The following is a 16,044-nucleotide window of genomic DNA, read 5'->3' as shown; positions in this document are numbered from 1 at the left end:
GTCGCGCTCGTCTCCAGGGGTCGTGTCGTGCGTTCGCTGCCGGACGAGGGTGCGTCCTGCGGGGTCGGACATGCCGTGGCGTGCTCGGTGACCGCACTCGGGACCAGGTCGTCGCCGGCGGATCGTCGGTGGCTCCGGGGGCTTCGTCGACGCCTCGTTGCCGCGGAGGTTCCCACAGGGTTGTCCACAGTGTTGTCCACGACCACCTCGAGCCGTCTGACAGGAGTACTTCCCTGTCGTACCGGCCATCGGGGGGATCGATCACACCACTGTAAAGGACCGGACCGAGTCCCACCGAACGGAAGTTGTCCCCAATGTGGAGAATGGGCTCGAGGGACGTCAGACCCGGCGGCGACGGTGCGACCGCTCCAGGCGGGGTTTGACCTGCTCGCCGCTGTCACGTACCGTTAACCAGTTGACTGCGGCCCTTTGGTCGCGCCCATCTGCGTCGTTCGACACCCGGACGGCTACACATACGTGACGGCTCGCCGCGAGCAGCCGTGTGGAGAACATCATGAGCAAGCGCACCTTCCAGCCGAACAACCGCCGCCGCGCCAAGAAGCACGGCTTCCGCCTCCGCATGCGGACGCGTGCCGGCCGCGCCATCCTGTCGGCGCGTCGCGCCAAGGGCCGTACCGAGCTCTCGGCCTGATCAGGTTCATCGCCTGATCCGGTCCTCGGTCTGACCCCGGCGTCGCAGTGTTGGCCAGCGCCAACCGCATCGTGCGCGGGGATGACTACCGGAACGTCGTGCGTCGTGGTCGCAAGAGCGCCACGGCGCACGTCGTCGTGTCCGTGGTCCGTCAGCCGGCAGATCGCAACGGACCGACGCGGTTCGGCTTCATCGTCGCGAAGACGGTGGGGAACGCCGTGACCCGGAACCTGATCAGGCGGCGACTCAAGGCGATCGCGCACGATCTGCTCGTCGAGTGCCCGCAGGGCTTCGACGTGGTGGTCCGTGTACTGCCAGCCGCATCGCAGGCCGGATGGCCTACCCTGCTCGAAGACGTCACGCGCTCCTTCGCGCGCGGGGTGGAGAAGGCAGCATGAACCGCACTCTGTGGACCCGACTTGCCTGGGTCATCGCGTTGCTCCCACGCAACGCGTGCGTCGTCGTGCTCCGGGCCTACCGTGCGGTGATCTCCCCGCTGTACGGCAACGTCTGCCGCTACCACCCGTCGTGCTCCCGGTACGCCCTCGAAGCGATCCAGCAGTACGGCGTCGTGCGCGGATCCGCCATGGGCGCCTGGCGCATCGCCCGTTGCAACCCCTGGGCTGCTGGCGGAATCGACGACGTCAAGGAACGCCGTCACCCGTTCGTCGTCAACCGGTTCGGGTTCGTCCTCGCGCCGATCCCGCAGCAGCCGCACCCCGCGGTCGGAACGGCCCGGCCGGTCCTGCTCCCCCAGCGCACTCGAAAGGCGTAGCCGTCCCCATGGTGATCATCAACACGATCCTCTGGCCACTCAAATGGGTGGTCTCGGCCATCCTCGTCGGCTTCCACTGGATCTTCGAGAGCCTCGGCATGGACCCGAGCGAGGGCATCACGTGGGTGCTCTCGATCATCTTCCTGACGTTCGTCGTCCGCGCAGCGTTGATCCCGATCTTCGTCCGGCAGATCAAGTCCCAGCGCCGCATGCTCGAGGTCGCGCCGCAGCTGAAGAAGATCCAGGACAAGTACAAGGGCAAGAAGGACCAGTTCTCGCGTGAGGCCATGAGCCGCGAGACGATGGCGCTCTACAAGGAGACCGGGACCAACCCGCTCAGCTCCTGCCTGCCGTTGCTGCTGCAGATGCCGATCTTCTTCTCGCTGTACTCGGTGCTGCACGAGGCCCAGATCAACAAGACGGGCATCGGCCTGCTGACGAACGACCTCGCGGCGTCGTTCGGCAACGCGGCCCTGTTCGGCGCTCCCCTGCACGAGACGTTCACGAACGCCTCCGGGTGGGAGGTCCGTGCGATCGCGGGCTTCATGATCGTCGTGATGACGGCGTCGCAGTTCATCACGCAGCTGCAGCTCGTCGCCAAGAACATGTCGCCGGAGACCAAGGAGTCTCCGATGTACCGCCAGCAGAAGATGATGCTGTACATCCTCCCGCTGGTCTTCGTGATCTCGGGTCTGAGCTTCCCCCTCGGCGTCATGTTCTACTGGCTGGCCTCGAACGTCTGGACGATGGCGCAGCAGTACTTCGTCATCCGCAGCATGCCGACGCCCGGCTCCGAAGCAGCACTGGCTCGTGAAGCCCGCCTGGCCAAGAAGGCACAGCGTCGCGGGACCGCCACCCCGGTCCTCGCCGAGGCCGGTGCCGGCGCCGGTGCGACGGAGATCGAGCCCGTGCGCGTCACCACCCAGCGTCAGCAGCCGGTCGGCAAGCAGCGCCAGAAGAAGAACGGGAAGAAGTAAGTGACCGAGCAGGACACCGCAGCCGCCGTCGAGACGACGGACACCGAGACCGAGGACGCCCGCGACGAAGCGGACATCGCGGCGGACTACATCGAGGAGCTCCTCGACATCTGCGACCTCGACGGCGACATCGAGATCGAAGAACGCGCCGGTCGGGTGTACCTGTCGGTCACCGACGACGGTGAGGCACTCCGCGTGCTGTCGAAGCCCGACACCGTGACGGCGTTGCAGGAGCTCACCCGGATCGCCGTGCAGGCTGAGACCGGCGAGTTCAGCCGGCTCATCCTCGACGTCGGTGGCTCGCGGGATGCCCGTGCTGACGAGCTGCAGCGGCTCGTGGACACCGCTGTCGAGCGCATCGAAGCCGGTTCGTCGTCGGCTGCGCTCCCCCCGATGTCGTCCTACGAGCGAAAGCTCGTCCACGACCTGGTCGCTGAGAAGGGCTTCCACTCGGAGTCCGAGGGTGAGGGTCGGGACCGCCACACGGTCGTCACCCGATGACGGACACACCCGTCCCGACGGAAGCAGCACCGGTCCTCGAGGCTGAGCCCGCGGCGGCTGCAGCACTCTTCGGTGACCAGATCGAGGTTGCGCGCTCGTTCACGAACGAACTTGCGCGACGGGGTGAGGAGCTGGGCCTGATCGGCCCGCTCGAGCTTCCGCGCCTTTGGACGCGACACATCCTCAATTCCGCGTTGCTGGCACCGCTCCTTGAGGCCCGTGGTCGCGTCGCCGACGTCGGCTCGGGGGCAGGGTTGCCGGGTCTCGTGCTCGCGATCGCCCGTCCGGACGTCGAGTTCGTCCTCATCGAACCGATGGAGCGCCGAACGGACTGGCTTCGCAACGAGTCCGACCGGCTCGGCCTGCAGAACGTCGCGGTGCTCCGCGGCCGTGCTGAGGACGTGGCTGACGACGTCGTCGTCGACCAGGTCACCGCACGGGCCGTCAGTGCGCTGTCGAAGCTCATTCCCCTCACTGTGCCCCTGGTCCGCTCCGGCGGGCAGCTCATCCTGATGAAGGGTGCACGCGTCGACGAAGAAATCGAGAAGGCCCGAAAGGTCATCCTCCGGAAGCGCCTCTCCGATGTCGAGGTGCTCGAGCTCGGAGAAGGTGTGGTCGACGAGACCACCCGTGTCTTCCGGGCTACAGTTGACTGACGCTGCGGCTCGGGCCGGGTCATCCGGCCGCCAGTGGCTCCGCGTTCCACGTGAAACATCGAACCGGGGAAGAGGCACTCGTTGAGTTCATCGACCGACTACGACGCGTCGACACCGCTCGCTCGCGAGATCGCCGACCTGAACCGGCGCCGGCGTGCGATCGCCACGCAACAGTTCCCGCTGCCTTCTGAGACACGGATCATCACCGTCTCGAACCAGAAGGGTGGCGTCGGCAAGACGACGACGACGGTCAACCTGGCAGCGGGTCTCGCACATGGTGGAGCTCGTGTGCTGGTGATCGACCTGGACCCGCAGGGCAACGCCTCGACGGCGCTCGGCGTGGACCACCAGGCGGAGGTCGCGAGCATCTACGACGTGATCGTCGATGAGGCACCGATGGCCGACACCGTGCAGGCCTCCCCCGAGTCGGACACGCTCTGGTGCGTGCCGGCAACGATTCACCTTGCCGGCGCCGAGATCGAACTCGTGTCACTGGTGGCACGTGAACAGCGGCTCCGGACGGCGCTCGACATGTACCTGCAGTCCCTGGATGAGCCGTACCACTACGTCTTCATCGACTGCCCGCCGTCGTTGGGTCTGCTGACCATCAACGCGTTCGTTGCCGCACAAGAGGTACTCATCCCGATCCAGTGCGAGTACTACGCGCTCGAGGGTCTGAGCCAGCTGCTGCGGAACATCGAACTGATCGAGCGGCACCTCAACCCGAACCTCCGTGTCTCGACGATCCTGCTGACCATGTACGACAGCCGGACGAACCTGTCGAACCAGGTGGCGAACGACGTCCGTGAGCACTTCGGTGACCAGGTGCTCAAGGCCATGATCCCCCGCTCGGTCCGCGTGAGCGAAGCACCGAGCTACGGCCAGAGCGTCGTCGCCTACGACGTGAACTCCACCGGGTCGCTGTCCTACCTGGAAGCGGCCGCCGAGATCGCAGCACGAGGAGCGAAGCACTGATGGCACCGAAGCGAACCGGACTCGGCCGAGGCATCGGCGCCCTGATCCCGACCGCAACCGATCAGCAGGACCGTCCCGTCGACGTGTTCTTCCCGACCGGTGGCTCGCCGGCATCCGCTCCGACGGCCGACGAGTTGGTGGCCGTACCGGGAGCTCGACTCGCGAACCTCAATCCGCTCGACGTGATCCCGAACGCGCAGCAGCCGCGAAAGGAGTTCCGCGAGGAGGAGCTCCAGGAGCTCGTCCACTCGATCCGTGAGATCGGCGTGCTGCAGCCCATCGTCGTCCGGCCCATCCCCGGCGCGACGGGTACCGATCCCCAGTACGAGCTCATCATGGGTGAGCGTCGTCTGCGTGCCACGAAGGAACTCGGCCTGAGCACGATCCCGGCGATCGTGAAGGACACCCCCGATGACGCAATGCTGCGCGACGCGCTGCTCGAGAACCTCCACCGTGCGCAGCTCAACCCCCTCGAGGAAGCCTCTGCGTACCAGCAACTTCTCGCCGACTTCGGGATCACCCAGGAACAGCTCGGGCAGCGCATCGGTCGATCGCGCCCGCAGATCACGAACACGATCCGACTCCTGCGGCTCCCCTCCCCCGTGCAACGGCGGGTCGCTGCAGGCGTGCTCTCTGCCGGACATGCTCGTGCCATCCTCGCCGCTCCGGACGCGGAGGCGATGGAGTACCTGGCCGAGAAGATCGTCAACGAGGACCTGTCCGTCCGTGCTGCTGAGGCGATCGCCCAGCAACTCTCCGCCAAGACTCCGCCGGCGAAGCCGAAGGCCGAGCCGTCCAAGCGCCAGGCACACTTCAACGATCTCGCTGAGCGGCTCGGCGATCGCCTGAACACGCGGGTGAAGATCGCGGTCGGCGCTCGCAAGAGTTCCGTCACGATCGACTTCGCGAACGGCGATGACCTCAACCGGATCCTCGGCGAGCTCGGCGTGCAGGACCTCGAGGGCTGAACCCATCGCTGTGCGCCCCTGTGCGGCCGTTTGAGCCCCTGTAACGGCCGGGCCGGGTGCGGACGTGGGTCGGTCGTTTCGGTGGCTCCAGCGGCTCCGCAGCTCGATCGGGTGGGGTTGCAACAGCCGTGATCGCTGTCTGCCTCAGGTGAGATGGTGGTGTCGTGACCAACAGCGGCTCGGCCTTCGTGCCAGTGGTCTGAGGGACGTTCTACCGTGCTGTTGATCAGAGGTTCCGCGACTTCGCTGTAGCGGGATCACGGTCCTCGGGCCGGTACCCGAGTGCGCCAGCCCACGTTGTACTCAGCTCCTGAGTTGTCGGAGTCCGTGCCGCGATGATCACCCAGAATGACGTCCGGCCTGAGGCGGTGGAGATCGTCGCGATCGACCTCGAGGCGTCCGGCATCGTCGCCCTGCGCGATGTGAACGCCTTGGAGGCAGTCGGCATCGACTTCGAGGACGCCTTGGCGCCTTGGCAGGCCATCGCCGAGTCCGGGGGGACACCTCGCTCGTGGACGGTGTGTGATCGCCTCATCGAGGGCGGTGCGATCGGTTTGGTCGACCCGTCGCGGAAGAGCCCGGGCCTCTGGCACCTGGTGCTGTGTCGGTGGAACGTGGCGGAGACGCGCCGCGAGTCCGTCTGCTCGATGGACACTGCCTCGGCGGGTGAAGCGACGTTCCACGTGGAACATCGAAGCTCGCCCACCGAGCAGGCGGGACACAAGGTGCCGGTGTTCCACGTGGAACATCGGCAGCAGGGGTCAGGCGCGGTGGTCCCGGATGGCCTGCTCAGCGAGCTCGGCGTAGGTCCAGCCGAGGTCGAAACCGGACGCGGACAGCGCCTGCGGGAGCAATGACGTCTCGGTGAGCCCGGGGAGCACGTTGGCCTCGAGGAACCAGGGCGTCCCGGCCCCGTCGATGATCAGGTCGACGCGTGACAGGTGCCGGAGTCCCAGTGCTGCGTGCGCGGCGACCGCTGCCTCCGCGGCTGCTCCGGCGAACTCGTCCGAGAGTCGCGCGGGCGTGTAGAAGGTCGTCTCCCCCGCGTTGTAGCGCGCCTCGAACCCGTAGATGCCGTTCCGCGGCACGATCTCCACGGCGGAGAGCGCAACAGGGCCGTCTCCGGTGTCGATGATCCCCACGGCGACCTCGGTGCCGCGGATGAGCTGCTCGACCACGACGTCGTCGCAGTACGTGTACGCCGTCACCATGGCCCGGGGCAGGTCCTTGACGTCGTCGACCAGGGTCACGCCCTGTGCGCTTCCGCCTCGAGCCGGCTTCACGGCGAGCGGCACCGGGTGCTCGGTCGCGATGGCCTCGAGGACTCCGACGGCACCGAGCTCGCGGAAGACGTCGTGGGAGAGCGTCACCGAACGAGGGGTGCGGACGCCGGCGCGGGCGACCAGAGCTGACGCCGTGGGCTTGTCCCATGCCAACCGAGCCGACGTCGAACGTGAGCCGACGAACGGGATGTCCACGGCCTCCAGGATGCCCCGCAGGGCCCCGTCCTCACCGGAGGCGCCGTGCAGTGCCGGCCACACGACGTCCGGGCGTGATTCGGTGAGAGCCGGCAGGAGCATCGCGTCAGCGTCACGCAGGTCGACCTGCCAGCCGTAGCCGGTCAGTGAGTCGGCGACCCGACGGCCGGAGCGGAGGGAGACGTCGCGCTCGTGCGAGATGCCTCCGGCTACGACGACGACGTGACGACGGGTGAGCTCGGCCATGCGGGGTCCTCCGATGTGGAACTGCGGTGCTGTGCGAGCAGCACTGCGGAAAAGCGCTGATCAGGAGATGTTCGGCGGCGGTGCGCTGACGGAAGACGTCTGTCGGACCACGGTGTTCGGGCGGGTCGCCGGGCCGAACGTCTCGATCAGTTCGAGTTCGTCGTTGACGACGTTGGCCAGACGCTTGACACCCACCCGGATCTGCTCCGGCGTGGGGTAGCAGAACGACAGACGGATGTGTCCGCCTCCGCGTCCGTCGGCGTAGAAGGCCGTCCCCGGGGTGTACGCCACGAGCTCCTTGACGGCGCGCGGCAGCATGCCCTTGGAGTCGAGCGACTCGGGCAGGGTCAGCCACACGAAGAAGCCACCGTTCGGCTTCGTCCAGGACAGGTCGGGCAGGAACTCCCCCAGCGCGGACAGCATGGCGTCACGGCGCTCGGCGTAGATGCCCCGGAACGTGTCGACCTGACCCTTCCAGTCCGCGGCGTCGAGGTACGCGTTCACGACGTACTGGCCGAAGGAGTTCGGCGCGAGTACGGCCGACTCGTTGGCGAGCACGAGCTTCTCGCGGATGGCGTGCGGCGCGAGGGCCCAGCCGACGCGGAAGCCGGGTGCGAGGGTCTTCGAGAAGGAGCCGAGGTACACCACGCCCTCTTCGTCGATCGATCGGATCGCCTGCGGTGCCGGCTCGTCGAACCACAGGAGCCCGTACGGGTTGTCCTCGAGCACGAGGATGTTGTTCGACCGGCAGATGTCGAGCACCTCGATGCGGCGCTCGCGGCTCATCGTGACGCCGGCCGGGTTGTGGAAGTTCGGGATCGTGTAGAGGAACTTGATCCGCTTGCCCTGGGTGCGGAGGTTCGCGATTGCCTCGCGCAGCGCCTCGGGGACGAGACCGAGCTCGTCCGTCGTCACGTGCACCGTCTCGGCCTGGTACGACCGGAAGACGCCGATCGCACCGACGTAGGACGGCGACTCGGCGAGCACGACGTCGCTCGGATCGATGAACAGCCGGGTGACGAGGTCGAGGGCGTGCTGCGAGCCCGTGGTGACCACGACGTCCTCGGCGCTGGCACGGATGCCCTCGAGGCTCATGACGTCCACGATGTGCTCACGGAGGGACCGCAGGCCCTGTCCGCCGCCGTACTGGAGCGCCATGGCGGCGTCCTCGTTCATGACACGATCCAGGGAGCCCGTGACGAGCTCTCTGGGCAGCGCTGAGACGAACGGCATGCCGCCGGCCAACGAGACCACTTCGGGGCGCGAGGCGACGGCGAACAGGGCTCGGACCTCGGAGGCGCTCAGCCCGGCGGTGCGCTGGGCGTAGGAGTCGTACCAGGGGTCGAGGCTGTTGCCGTTCGTCATCGAGTGCTCCGTTCAGTGGGACATTCCCGCCACACTACGACATCGGCCCGGGGAACCAGGGTTCCGCGACGGAGCCGATCGTCATCCGGTGGCTCCGGACGAGAACGGCCCCGCCCTCCGGGGAGGGCGGGGCCGTTCGGGTGGGGCGACCTACACGAGGAACTCGGCGAGGTCGGCCTCGAGCGCGGGCTTCGGCTTGGCACCGATGACGGTCTTGACGACCTCGCCGCCCTTGAAGACCTTCATCGCCGGGATCGACGTGATCTGGTAGTTCATGGCCGACTGGGGGTTGTCGTCCACGTTGAGCTTCACGATCTCGATCTTGCCGGCGTGCTCTTCGGCGATCTGGTCGAGGATCGGCGAGACCGCGCGACACGGGCCACACCACTCGGCCCAGAAGTCGACGAGGATCGTCTTGTCGGACTTGAGGACCTCGTCCGAGAAGGTGGCGTCGGTGACAGCCTTGGCGTTGGACATGTGTGCTCCTTCGAGAAGTCGTTCAGGGGGTACAACGGCGATGCCGTCGTGGTATTCCGAGGCGGGTCAGGCGCGTGCGGCGATGACGTCGACCATGGCGGGCTCGGTCGGACCGACGCCCTCGGCCTCGTCCGTCAGTGCGTCGTCGAGCTCGGCGAGGTACTTCTCGGCGTCGAGCGCGGCGACCGTGCCCGAACCCGCAGCCGTGACGGCCTGACGGTAGGTCGGGTCGATGACGTCACCGGCGGCGAAGACACCCGGCAGGTTGGTCTTCGACGAGCGGCCCTGGACGGCGATCGTGCCCTCGGGCGCGATGTCGATCTGGCCGTGGATCAGGTGCGTGCGCGGGTCGTTGCCGATCGCGATGAACAGGCCGTCCAGCGCGAGCTCGGACTCCTCGCCCGTCACGGTGTCCTTGAGCGTGACGCCCTCGACCGCGGAGTCACCGGTGATGCCGGTGACTTCCTTGTTCCACGCGAACTCGATCTTCGGGTCGTTCATCGCACGGTCCTGCATGATCTTCGACGCACGCAGGGAGTCCTTGCGGTGGATGACCGTCACCTTGTCGGCGAAGCGGGTGAGGAACGTCGCCTCTTCCATCGCGGAGTCGCCGCCACCGACGACGGCGATGTTCTTCTGTCGGAAGAAGAAGCCGTCGCAGGTCGCGCACCACGAGACACCGTGGCCGGACAGGCGCTCTTCGTCGGGGAGGCCGAGGTGACGGTAGGCCGAGCCGGTGGCGTAGATCACCGCGAGGGCCTCGTACGTCTCGCCGGAGCCGACCGTGACCTTCTTGACCTTGCCGGTGAGGTCGACGGAGACGGCGTCGTCGTACAGGACCTCGGCACCGAACTTCTCGGCCTGTTCCTGCATCTTGATCATGAGGTCGGGGCCCTGGATCCCCTCGGGGAAGCCGGGGAAGTTCTCGACCTCGGTCGTCTTGGTGAGTTCACCGCCCGTCTCGACACTGGAGGCGACGATGAGCGGCTTGAGCTCTGCGCGCGCTGCGTAGATGCCGGCGGTGAACCCGGCCGGGCCGGAACCGATGATGATGAGCTGGCGCATGCCTGATTGCCCTTCCGTTACGTCTGACCGGGTCAACCCATCGTACCGGCGTGGCATTCCGCACGGCCCGTGAGCGTGCGGCGTCCGGCAGGGATCAGCGGCCGAGCTTGCTGCGGAGCATCCGGACGGCGTTGCCGATCTCACCGTTCTTCGCGACGACGAGGGCTCCGAAGTACACGGCCACCATCGCGGCGCCGGTGAGGATGATCGTGATGAGTGCACCGGTGCGGTCGGACATCGCGAACCCGGCCTCTGAGAACGCGCCGAAGAAGTTCACGACGAGGAGCCCGACCACGCCCGAGATCAGCGCGGCGATCACGAACTGGACGTGCGACCGGGTGATGACCGGTCCCTCGATGCTGCCGAGCCGCTTGCGGACGAGCACGAGTGCGACGATCGTCTGCGCCGACCCCGCGATGGTGGTGCAGGCGGCGACCCCGATGCCGATGACCGAGGTGGGGAACGTCGACACCGCCAGGGCTCCGATGACGAACAGCACCGACTGGATGCACTGCATCAGGAACGGCGTCCGGTGGTCGTGCATCGCCCAGAAGACCCGCTGGATCACGAACAGCATGCTGAACAGGACGAGTCCGGGCATGTAGGCGACGAGCACGGCGCCGACCTGCAGGGCGCTTTCGAACGTGCCCTCGTACAGGCGGCCGAACGGGACGGCGACGACGATCAGCGCGACCGAGGCGAAGACGGTGAAGAGCCCGACGATGCGCAGGGACAGCGACAGGTTGCGGCGGACGGCGTCGAGGTCGCCACGTTCGGCGTCGTGGCTCATGCGGGTGAAGTACGCCGTCGCGATGGAGACCGTGATGATCGAGTGCGGGAGCATGAAGATGAGCCACGCGTTGCCGAGCACGGCGTTGCCGGGCCCGTCGTCCTGACCCTTCCAGGCGACCGCAGACTGCACGATCCCGGCGATCTGGGTCACGAGGATCATCGCGAAGAGCCAGCCGGCGGCGGTGCCCGTGGACTTGAGACCGACCCCGCGCCAGCGGAAGTCCGGTCGGAACGACAGGCCGGCGCGCTTCCAGAAGAACGGCAGGAACGCCGCCTGGGCGAAGACGCCGAGGGACGCGCTGCCCGCGAGGACCGCGATCTTGACCGGCGTCCACTCACCGACGTCACTGTGCCCGCTGCCGAACAGCGCGATGAAGACGATGAGGCCGGCGATCGCGATGACGTTGTTCAGCAGTGGTGCCCACGTGAACGGCCCGAAGACCTGCTTCGCGTTGAGGACCTCGCCGAGCAGGGAGTACATCGCGTAGAAGAGGATCTGCGGGAGGCACCAGAAGGCGAAGGCGATGGCGAGGTCGGTGGCGGCCGGACCTCGGCTGTCGGACGACGTCGTGTACAGCCGCACGAGGAGCGGCGCGAGTGCCGTCGCCACGATCGTGATGACGAAGAAGACGGAACCACCGAGTGTCACGATCTTATTGACGTACGCCTGCCCGCCGTCCGTGCCGGTCTTCATCGCGCGGACGATCTGCGGGATGAGCACGGCCGACAGCAGACCGCCCGCGATGAGCGCGTAGATGTTGTTCGGCAGCTGGTTCGCAACGGCGAAGGCGTTGGCCGAGGGGCTCGCATTCTGCCCGATCGCGTACGCCAGCACGAAGGTCTTCGCGAAGCCGAGGATGCGGCTCACCATCGTGCCGGCGGCGAGCATCGCGCTCGCCCGGCCGAGGCTGCGCTCAGCGACCGGCTCGGCGTCGACGTCGGGCTGGGGCTGGCTGGCGCTGATGGTCGGCTCCTCGGGGTCGCGGTCGTCCGCGACGGTGTTGCGTGCGGCGTCGGACGGGAGGCCCGGCTCGGCTCCGGCGCGCGCGATGGCGTCCTGCAGGGGGCCCTGGTTCACCGCCGCGGTCGGCGCTGCGGTTGCCGCCCCGGCAGTGGACGCGGCCGCGCTGGGAGCGGGGGCCGCTCCGGAGGGGTGATCCGTGCCTCCAGGCCGGGTGGTGGCCGCCTGCGCGCCCCCGACCGTCGGCTGGACCGCCAGGGGGCGGTTCGGGTCGTCGTCGTCCTCGTCGTCGAGCTCGCCGTTGCGGCGGCGGATGCGCTTGCGGATGCTGCGGAAGATGCCGAAGCCGAAGATGCCGATCAGGGCGATCGCGGCGACGGCGGTGATGACCGTCTCCCACTGGGCCTGCACGTTCAGCTCGACGGTCGCGGGCTGGGCCACGGCGACGCCGGTCGGGCTCGAGAGCGACATCGTCAGCTCGACCTTGCCGTTCGCGACCGACTGCACGGGGACGGTGGCGCGGGTGGAGGAGTCGGGCTGGATCTCGACGACGATGTCGTTGCGGACCACCCGCAGCGCTGAGTTGGACGGCTGCACGGACAGGTGCACCGTGACCGGGTAGTCGGAGCTGTTGCGGATGGACACCGGCAGGGACGACCGGTCGCCGAGCAGGGTGAGGCTGCTCGAGTCGACGATGCCGACCTCGGTGGTGCTCTTCGCCCAGGCGGCCGTGCGGGCGTCGACCGCGGCGGCGAACCCCTGGTCGTCGTCGCGCCACGCGTTCGAGGCGAGCGCGAGCAGACGGAGCCGGGCCGGGGCGGTGAGCTGGTTCGGGTCGCCGAGGATCGTCGCGAACGCGGAGAGCCCCTGTTCTCCGCGCACGAGTCGCCGGAGCTGGTCGATGCGGGCCTCGCCGGTGGACGCGCTGGCGAGCGTGAGCGACCCGGCGACGGCCTCCGAAGCGGTGGAGAGGTCGGCCGGGGCGACCCAGGCGGTGCTCTCGAGGGCGTCCAGCGCCTGGCTGAGCCGCGTGGAGTCGGACGGCCACTCGCGCCCGAGGGTCAGCAGGATCGGCCCCGCGGCGGTGGCGGCACGGGCCGAGGTGGCGAGCGTCGCGGTGAGCTCGGACATCGCCGACGAGAAGGTCTGCCGGTCGGTGGCGGCCGCGGCTCGGCGGAGCATCGACGACATCGACTGGTCGGAGACGAGCACGTGGTCGTCGCCGATCTTCTCGGACGCCGTGATGGTGGTGTCCGCGCCGGCCGAGGTGTTGCCGCTCGCGACGATGGTGGTCTTCGTGCCGGCACGTTCGAGCGCGGGCAGGTCGGCGGAGGACACGGTTCCCTCGGTCGGCCAGGCGATCGAGTCCATCGAGTACGGGAAGTCGAGCAGGGACTCCGTGGTCGGCAGGGTCTCCTGCGCCTGGTCGGCAGCGTCGCCGGTCGTGGCACCGTCGCTCGAGGTCTCGGTGGGTGCCGGGGACGAGGTCTGCCCCGGCGTGGCCGTCGGTGTCGGAGCCGGGGTCTCGGCGCCGGGGAAGTTCTCGGACTCGACGGACTGGTCGAGGGAGATCGGCGACAGGATGCCGTCGGATCCGGCCTGGCGGAGGCCGGTGACGTCAGCGTCGGCGTACGACAGCGCGAAGGTCTCGTTGCGCAGTGCTTCGAGACGCTGCAGCCAGGTGGTCGCGCTCGACGGTGCGTTGTCGCCGAGGATCCGGATCGAGGCGATGATCCGAGGGTCGACGGCCACGGCGACGTTGTGGTCCTCGGCCGCGTCGAGCTGCTGCGTGAGGGTGCCGTCCACCGAGGTCGCGGCGGCCAGCACCGGGGCGGTGAGGACGCCGTCGGTCGACTTGGGCACCGTGACCGGCATCGCGACGGAGACGCTGACCGGGGCCTGTTCGAAGTCCGGGTACCAGGTGATCGCGGAGCGGTCGACGGCGAAGGCGTCGCCCGCCGTGTACTCGGCAGCGATGCGGCGTGCGCCGAACGAGGAGTACCCGCCGAGCGCGACGTTGCCGGAGACGATGTCGACCGAGTCGATGGTGATCGAACGGTGCGCCGGGATCGCCGGGATGTCCACCGAGTCCATCGGGGCGCCGAGGTAACCGGTTGTGGTGGTGTCGCTGAGCCAGCTCGCCAGGACATCGCGCGTGCTCACCGAGCGGAAGATGTCGAACTCCGCGGTGCCGGCCGGCAGGGCCGTGTCGGTGTCGTTCGTGACGGTGACCGACAGGGTGAGGTCCTGGTCGCGCTCGACGACGCCGCGGTTCGCCGGGGCGATCGAGATGGTCGCCTTGCCCGCGTCGGCGGCGGCCGGGTCGGCGACGTGGCTCTTGGCCGCGGACACCGTGGCGGCCGAGGCGTGATCGGTGGGAACGGGCGCGACGACCAGGCCGAGCGCGACGAGGGTCGACGCGGCTGCGGCGAGCGTGGTGCGGAGCATCTGCATACGGGGAGCGGGCCACGGGGTCGGTTCGGGCCGAGCACGAGTGTATGAGGCTCGACCATGAACAGGTCCCGTGCGCGCGCGGCTCGTGGAGAACTCGGGGCCTCGATCTGGGAGGATGAGCACCGTCATGCAGTCCGTTGCCCAGGCCGTCGAACGACTCGACGCACTCGCCACCACCGAGCCCGTCGACCTCCTCGCTCGGGCCTTCGCCGACGCCGGACACGAACTCGCCCTCGTCGGCGGCCCCGTCCGTGACGCGTTCCTCGGCCGTCCGGTGACCGATCTGGACTTCACCACCGACGCGCGGCCGGACGACATCCTGCGGATCGTCGAACCCATCGCGAGCGCCACCTGGGACGTCGGTCGCCAGTTCGGCACCATCGCCGCACGGGTCGCCGGCGAGCAGGTCGAGATCACCACGTACCGCAGCGACGTCTACGACGGCGAGACCCGCAAGCCCGAGGTCGCGTTCGGCGACACCATCGAGGACGACCTGCTCCGTCGCGACTTCACCGTCAACGCGATGGCCCTGCGGCTGCCGGCCCGCGAGCTCGTCGACGTGCACGGCGGCGTCGAGGACCTGCTCGCCGCACGGCTCCGGACGCCCCAGACCGCGGTCGTCTCGTTCCGCGATGACCCCCTGCGGATGATGCGCGCCGCACGGTTCACCTCCCAGCTCGGTTTCACCGTCGACGAGGACGTGCGGGCTGCGATGCAGGAGCTCGTCGCGTCGATCGACATCGTGTCCGCCGAGCGGGTCCGCGACGAGCTCGTCAAGTTGCTCAACACGGACGACCCGGTCCCCGGCCTCCGGCTGCTCGTCGACACCGGGCTCGCCGAGCGGTTCCTGCCGGAGCTGCCCGAGATGCGGCTCGAGGTCGACGAGCACCACCACCACAAGGACGTCTACGAGCACTCGCTCACCGTGCTCGAGCAGGCCATCGGGTACGAGGCCGAACGGCACGCCGGGGATCCCCCGGACACCGTGCTCCGGCTCGCCGCGCTGCTGCACGACATCGGCAAGCCCGCGACGCGCAAGCTCGAGCCCGGCGGCGCCGTGAGCTTCCACCACCACGACCTGGTCGGTTCGAAGATGGCGAAGAAGCGACTCCGTGCGCTCCGCTTCGACAACGACACCATCGCCGCGGTGTCCCGCCTGATCGAGCTGCACCTGCGCTTCTTCGGGTACACCGAGGGCGCCTGGACCGACTCCGCCGTCCGCCGTTACGTCCGTGACGCCGGACCCCAGCTCGAACGGCTGCACGAGCTCACCCGGTCGGACGTCACCACCCGCAACCGCCGCAAGGCCGACCGGCTGGCGTTCGCCTACGACGACCTCGAGGACCGCATCAAGACCCTCTCCGAGCAGGAGGAGCTGGAGTCGATCCGTCCGGACCTGACCGGCGACGACATCATGAGGATCCTCGACATCCCGCCGGGGCGTGCCGTGGGCGAGGCCTACCGGTTCCTGCTCGAGGCCCGGATGGACGACGGTCCCCTCGGGCCGGAGACGGCCGAGGAGCGCCTGCGCGAGTGGTGGGGCGCCCGAGGCGACACCGGCGCCTGAGACACCAGCGCCTGAGACGCGACCGCCTGACGGGCGGAACCGCTGTCCACAGGCCGGTGGCGCGCCTCCAGGCAGTCCGGTAGGCTACCCAGGTTGCCCCTCGCGCACCTGCGTGGTCTGGGGCACATGCATCAA

At 68.5% G+C, this 16,044-nt stretch carries 15 protein-coding genes; 10 read left to right on the top strand and 5 right to left on the bottom strand.

Annotated elements, in window-relative coordinates; translation table 11 throughout:
• The first annotated feature begins 514 nt into the window (after window positions 1-514).
• From rpmH to DEI85_RS16955, 9 genes are all read left to right on the top strand, one after another.
• Window positions 515-652 (top strand): 50S ribosomal protein L34, encoded by a 138-nt coding sequence (rpmH, locus tag DEI85_RS16995; RefSeq protein ID WP_022889115.1) that lies wholly within the window; start codon window positions 515-517, stop codon window positions 650-652.
• A gap of 47 nt (window positions 653-699) precedes the next feature.
• Window positions 700-1,050, top strand: a complete 351-nt coding sequence (gene rnpA, locus DEI85_RS16990) for a ribonuclease P protein component (protein WP_027466914.1) — start codon at window positions 700-702, stop codon at window positions 1,048-1,050.
• Window positions 1,047-1,427, top strand: coding sequence for a membrane protein insertion efficiency factor YidD (gene yidD / locus DEI85_RS16985; RefSeq protein ID WP_110862701.1), 381 nt, complete (start codon window positions 1,047-1,049; stop codon window positions 1,425-1,427). The genes rnpA and yidD overlap by 4 nt, the downstream gene beginning before the upstream one ends.
• 8 nt (window positions 1,428-1,435) lie before the next feature.
• Window positions 1,436-2,404, top strand: coding sequence for a membrane protein insertase YidC (gene yidC, locus DEI85_RS16980; RefSeq protein WP_110862700.1), 969 nt, complete (start codon window positions 1,436-1,438; stop codon window positions 2,402-2,404).
• Window positions 2,405-2,905 (top strand): Jag family protein, encoded by a 501-nt coding sequence (locus tag DEI85_RS16975; protein WP_110862699.1) that lies wholly within the window; start codon window positions 2,405-2,407, stop codon window positions 2,903-2,905.
• Window positions 2,902-3,561 (top strand): 16S rRNA (guanine(527)-N(7))-methyltransferase RsmG, encoded by a 660-nt coding sequence (rsmG, locus tag DEI85_RS16970; RefSeq protein WP_110862698.1) that lies wholly within the window; start codon window positions 2,902-2,904, stop codon window positions 3,559-3,561. The genes DEI85_RS16975 and rsmG overlap by 4 nt, the downstream gene beginning before the upstream one ends.
• An 81-nt stretch (window positions 3,562-3,642) precedes the next feature.
• The gene (locus DEI85_RS16965) at window positions 3,643-4,536 is read left to right on the top strand and encodes a ParA family protein (protein WP_027466910.1); all 894 of its coding nucleotides are present in this window, start codon (window positions 3,643-3,645) and stop codon (window positions 4,534-4,536) included.
• Entirely contained in the window at window positions 4,536-5,504 is a 969-nt protein-coding gene (locus tag DEI85_RS16960; protein ID WP_111124405.1) for a ParB/RepB/Spo0J family partition protein, read from the top strand. Before DEI85_RS16965 ends, DEI85_RS16960 begins: the two co-directional genes overlap by 1 nt.
• Before the next feature lie 335 nt (window positions 5,505-5,839).
• Window positions 5,840-6,361 carry a hypothetical protein gene (locus tag DEI85_RS16955; protein WP_220038962.1) on the top strand — a complete coding sequence of 174 codons (522 nt, stop codon included), beginning with the start codon at window positions 5,840-5,842 and terminating at the stop codon, window positions 6,359-6,361.
• Here the strand turns inward: DEI85_RS16955 and DEI85_RS16950 are convergent.
• From DEI85_RS16950 to DEI85_RS16930, 5 genes are all read right to left on the bottom strand, one after another.
• A complete protein-coding gene (locus tag DEI85_RS16950; RefSeq protein WP_110862694.1) occupies window positions 6,266-7,228 on the bottom strand; it encodes a D-alanine--D-alanine ligase family protein in 963 nt (320 codons plus the stop codon). The two genes, DEI85_RS16955 and DEI85_RS16950, sit on opposite strands and share 96 nt — an antisense overlap.
• A gap of 60 nt (window positions 7,229-7,288) precedes the next feature.
• A complete protein-coding gene (locus DEI85_RS16945; RefSeq protein WP_111124404.1) occupies window positions 7,289-8,593 on the bottom strand; it encodes an aminotransferase-like domain-containing protein in 1,305 nt (434 codons plus the stop codon).
• Between the two features lie 150 nt (window positions 8,594-8,743).
• Window positions 8,744-9,070, bottom strand: a complete 327-nt coding sequence (gene trxA, locus DEI85_RS16940) for a thioredoxin (protein WP_111124403.1) — start codon at window positions 9,068-9,070, stop codon at window positions 8,744-8,746.
• Between the two features lie 66 nt (window positions 9,071-9,136).
• A complete protein-coding gene (gene trxB / locus DEI85_RS16935; RefSeq protein ID WP_111124402.1) occupies window positions 9,137-10,135 on the bottom strand; it encodes a thioredoxin-disulfide reductase in 999 nt (332 codons plus the stop codon).
• 94 nt (window positions 10,136-10,229) lie between these two features.
• Window positions 10,230-14,342: a DUF6049 family protein gene (locus tag DEI85_RS16930; RefSeq protein ID WP_220038961.1), complete on the bottom strand. Its 4,113-nt coding sequence runs from the start codon at window positions 14,340-14,342 to the stop codon at window positions 10,230-10,232.
• Between the two features lie 127 nt (window positions 14,343-14,469).
• Between DEI85_RS16930 and DEI85_RS16925 the strand changes: the two genes are divergently transcribed.
• The gene (locus DEI85_RS16925; protein ID WP_111124406.1) at window positions 14,470-15,909 is read left to right on the top strand and encodes a CCA tRNA nucleotidyltransferase; all 1,440 of its coding nucleotides are present in this window, start codon (window positions 14,470-14,472) and stop codon (window positions 15,907-15,909) included.
• Window positions 15,910-16,044: the final 135 nt, after the last annotated feature.

Origin of the sequence: Curtobacterium sp. MCBD17_026, assembly GCF_003234895.2 — a bacterium.
GTDB classification, from domain to species: Bacteria; Actinomycetota; Actinomycetes; order Actinomycetales; family Microbacteriaceae; genus Curtobacterium; species Curtobacterium flaccumfaciens.
This window is presented reverse-complemented; position numbering and strand designations above follow the sequence as displayed.

What these genes read in the sequence shown, in the direction of transcription:
- rpmH (WP_022889115.1), top strand. Translation starts at nt 515, where the DNA reads ATGAGCAAGCGCACCTTCCAGCCGAACAACCGCCGCCGCGCCAAGAAG.
- yidD (WP_110862701.1), top strand. Translation starts at nt 1,047, where the DNA reads ATGAACCGCACTCTGTGGACCCGACTTGCCTGGGTCATCGCGTTGCTC.
- yidC (WP_110862700.1), top strand. Translation starts at nt 1,436, where the DNA reads ATGGTGATCATCAACACGATCCTCTGGCCACTCAAATGGGTGGTCTCG.
- rsmG (WP_110862698.1), top strand. Translation starts at nt 2,902, where the DNA reads ATGACGGACACACCCGTCCCGACGGAAGCAGCACCGGTCCTCGAGGCT.
- DEI85_RS16960 (WP_111124405.1), top strand. Translation starts at nt 4,536, where the DNA reads ATGGCACCGAAGCGAACCGGACTCGGCCGAGGCATCGGCGCCCTGATC.
- DEI85_RS16955 (WP_220038962.1), top strand. Translation starts at nt 5,840, where the DNA reads ATGATCACCCAGAATGACGTCCGGCCTGAGGCGGTGGAGATCGTCGCG.
- DEI85_RS16950 (WP_110862694.1), bottom strand. Translation starts at nt 7,228, where the DNA reads ATGGCCGAGCTCACCCGTCGTCACGTCGTCGTCGTAGCCGGAGGCATC.
- DEI85_RS16945 (WP_111124404.1), bottom strand. Translation starts at nt 8,593, where the DNA reads ATGACGAACGGCAACAGCCTCGACCCCTGGTACGACTCCTACGCCCAG.
- trxA (WP_111124403.1), bottom strand. Translation starts at nt 9,070, where the DNA reads ATGTCCAACGCCAAGGCTGTCACCGACGCCACCTTCTCGGACGAGGTC.
- trxB (WP_111124402.1), bottom strand. Translation starts at nt 10,135, where the DNA reads ATGCGCCAGCTCATCATCATCGGTTCCGGCCCGGCCGGGTTCACCGCC.
- DEI85_RS16930 (WP_220038961.1), bottom strand. Translation starts at nt 14,342, where the DNA reads ATGCAGATGCTCCGCACCACGCTCGCCGCAGCCGCGTCGACCCTCGTC.
- DEI85_RS16925 (WP_111124406.1), top strand. Translation starts at nt 14,470, where the DNA reads ATGCAGTCCGTTGCCCAGGCCGTCGAACGACTCGACGCACTCGCCACC.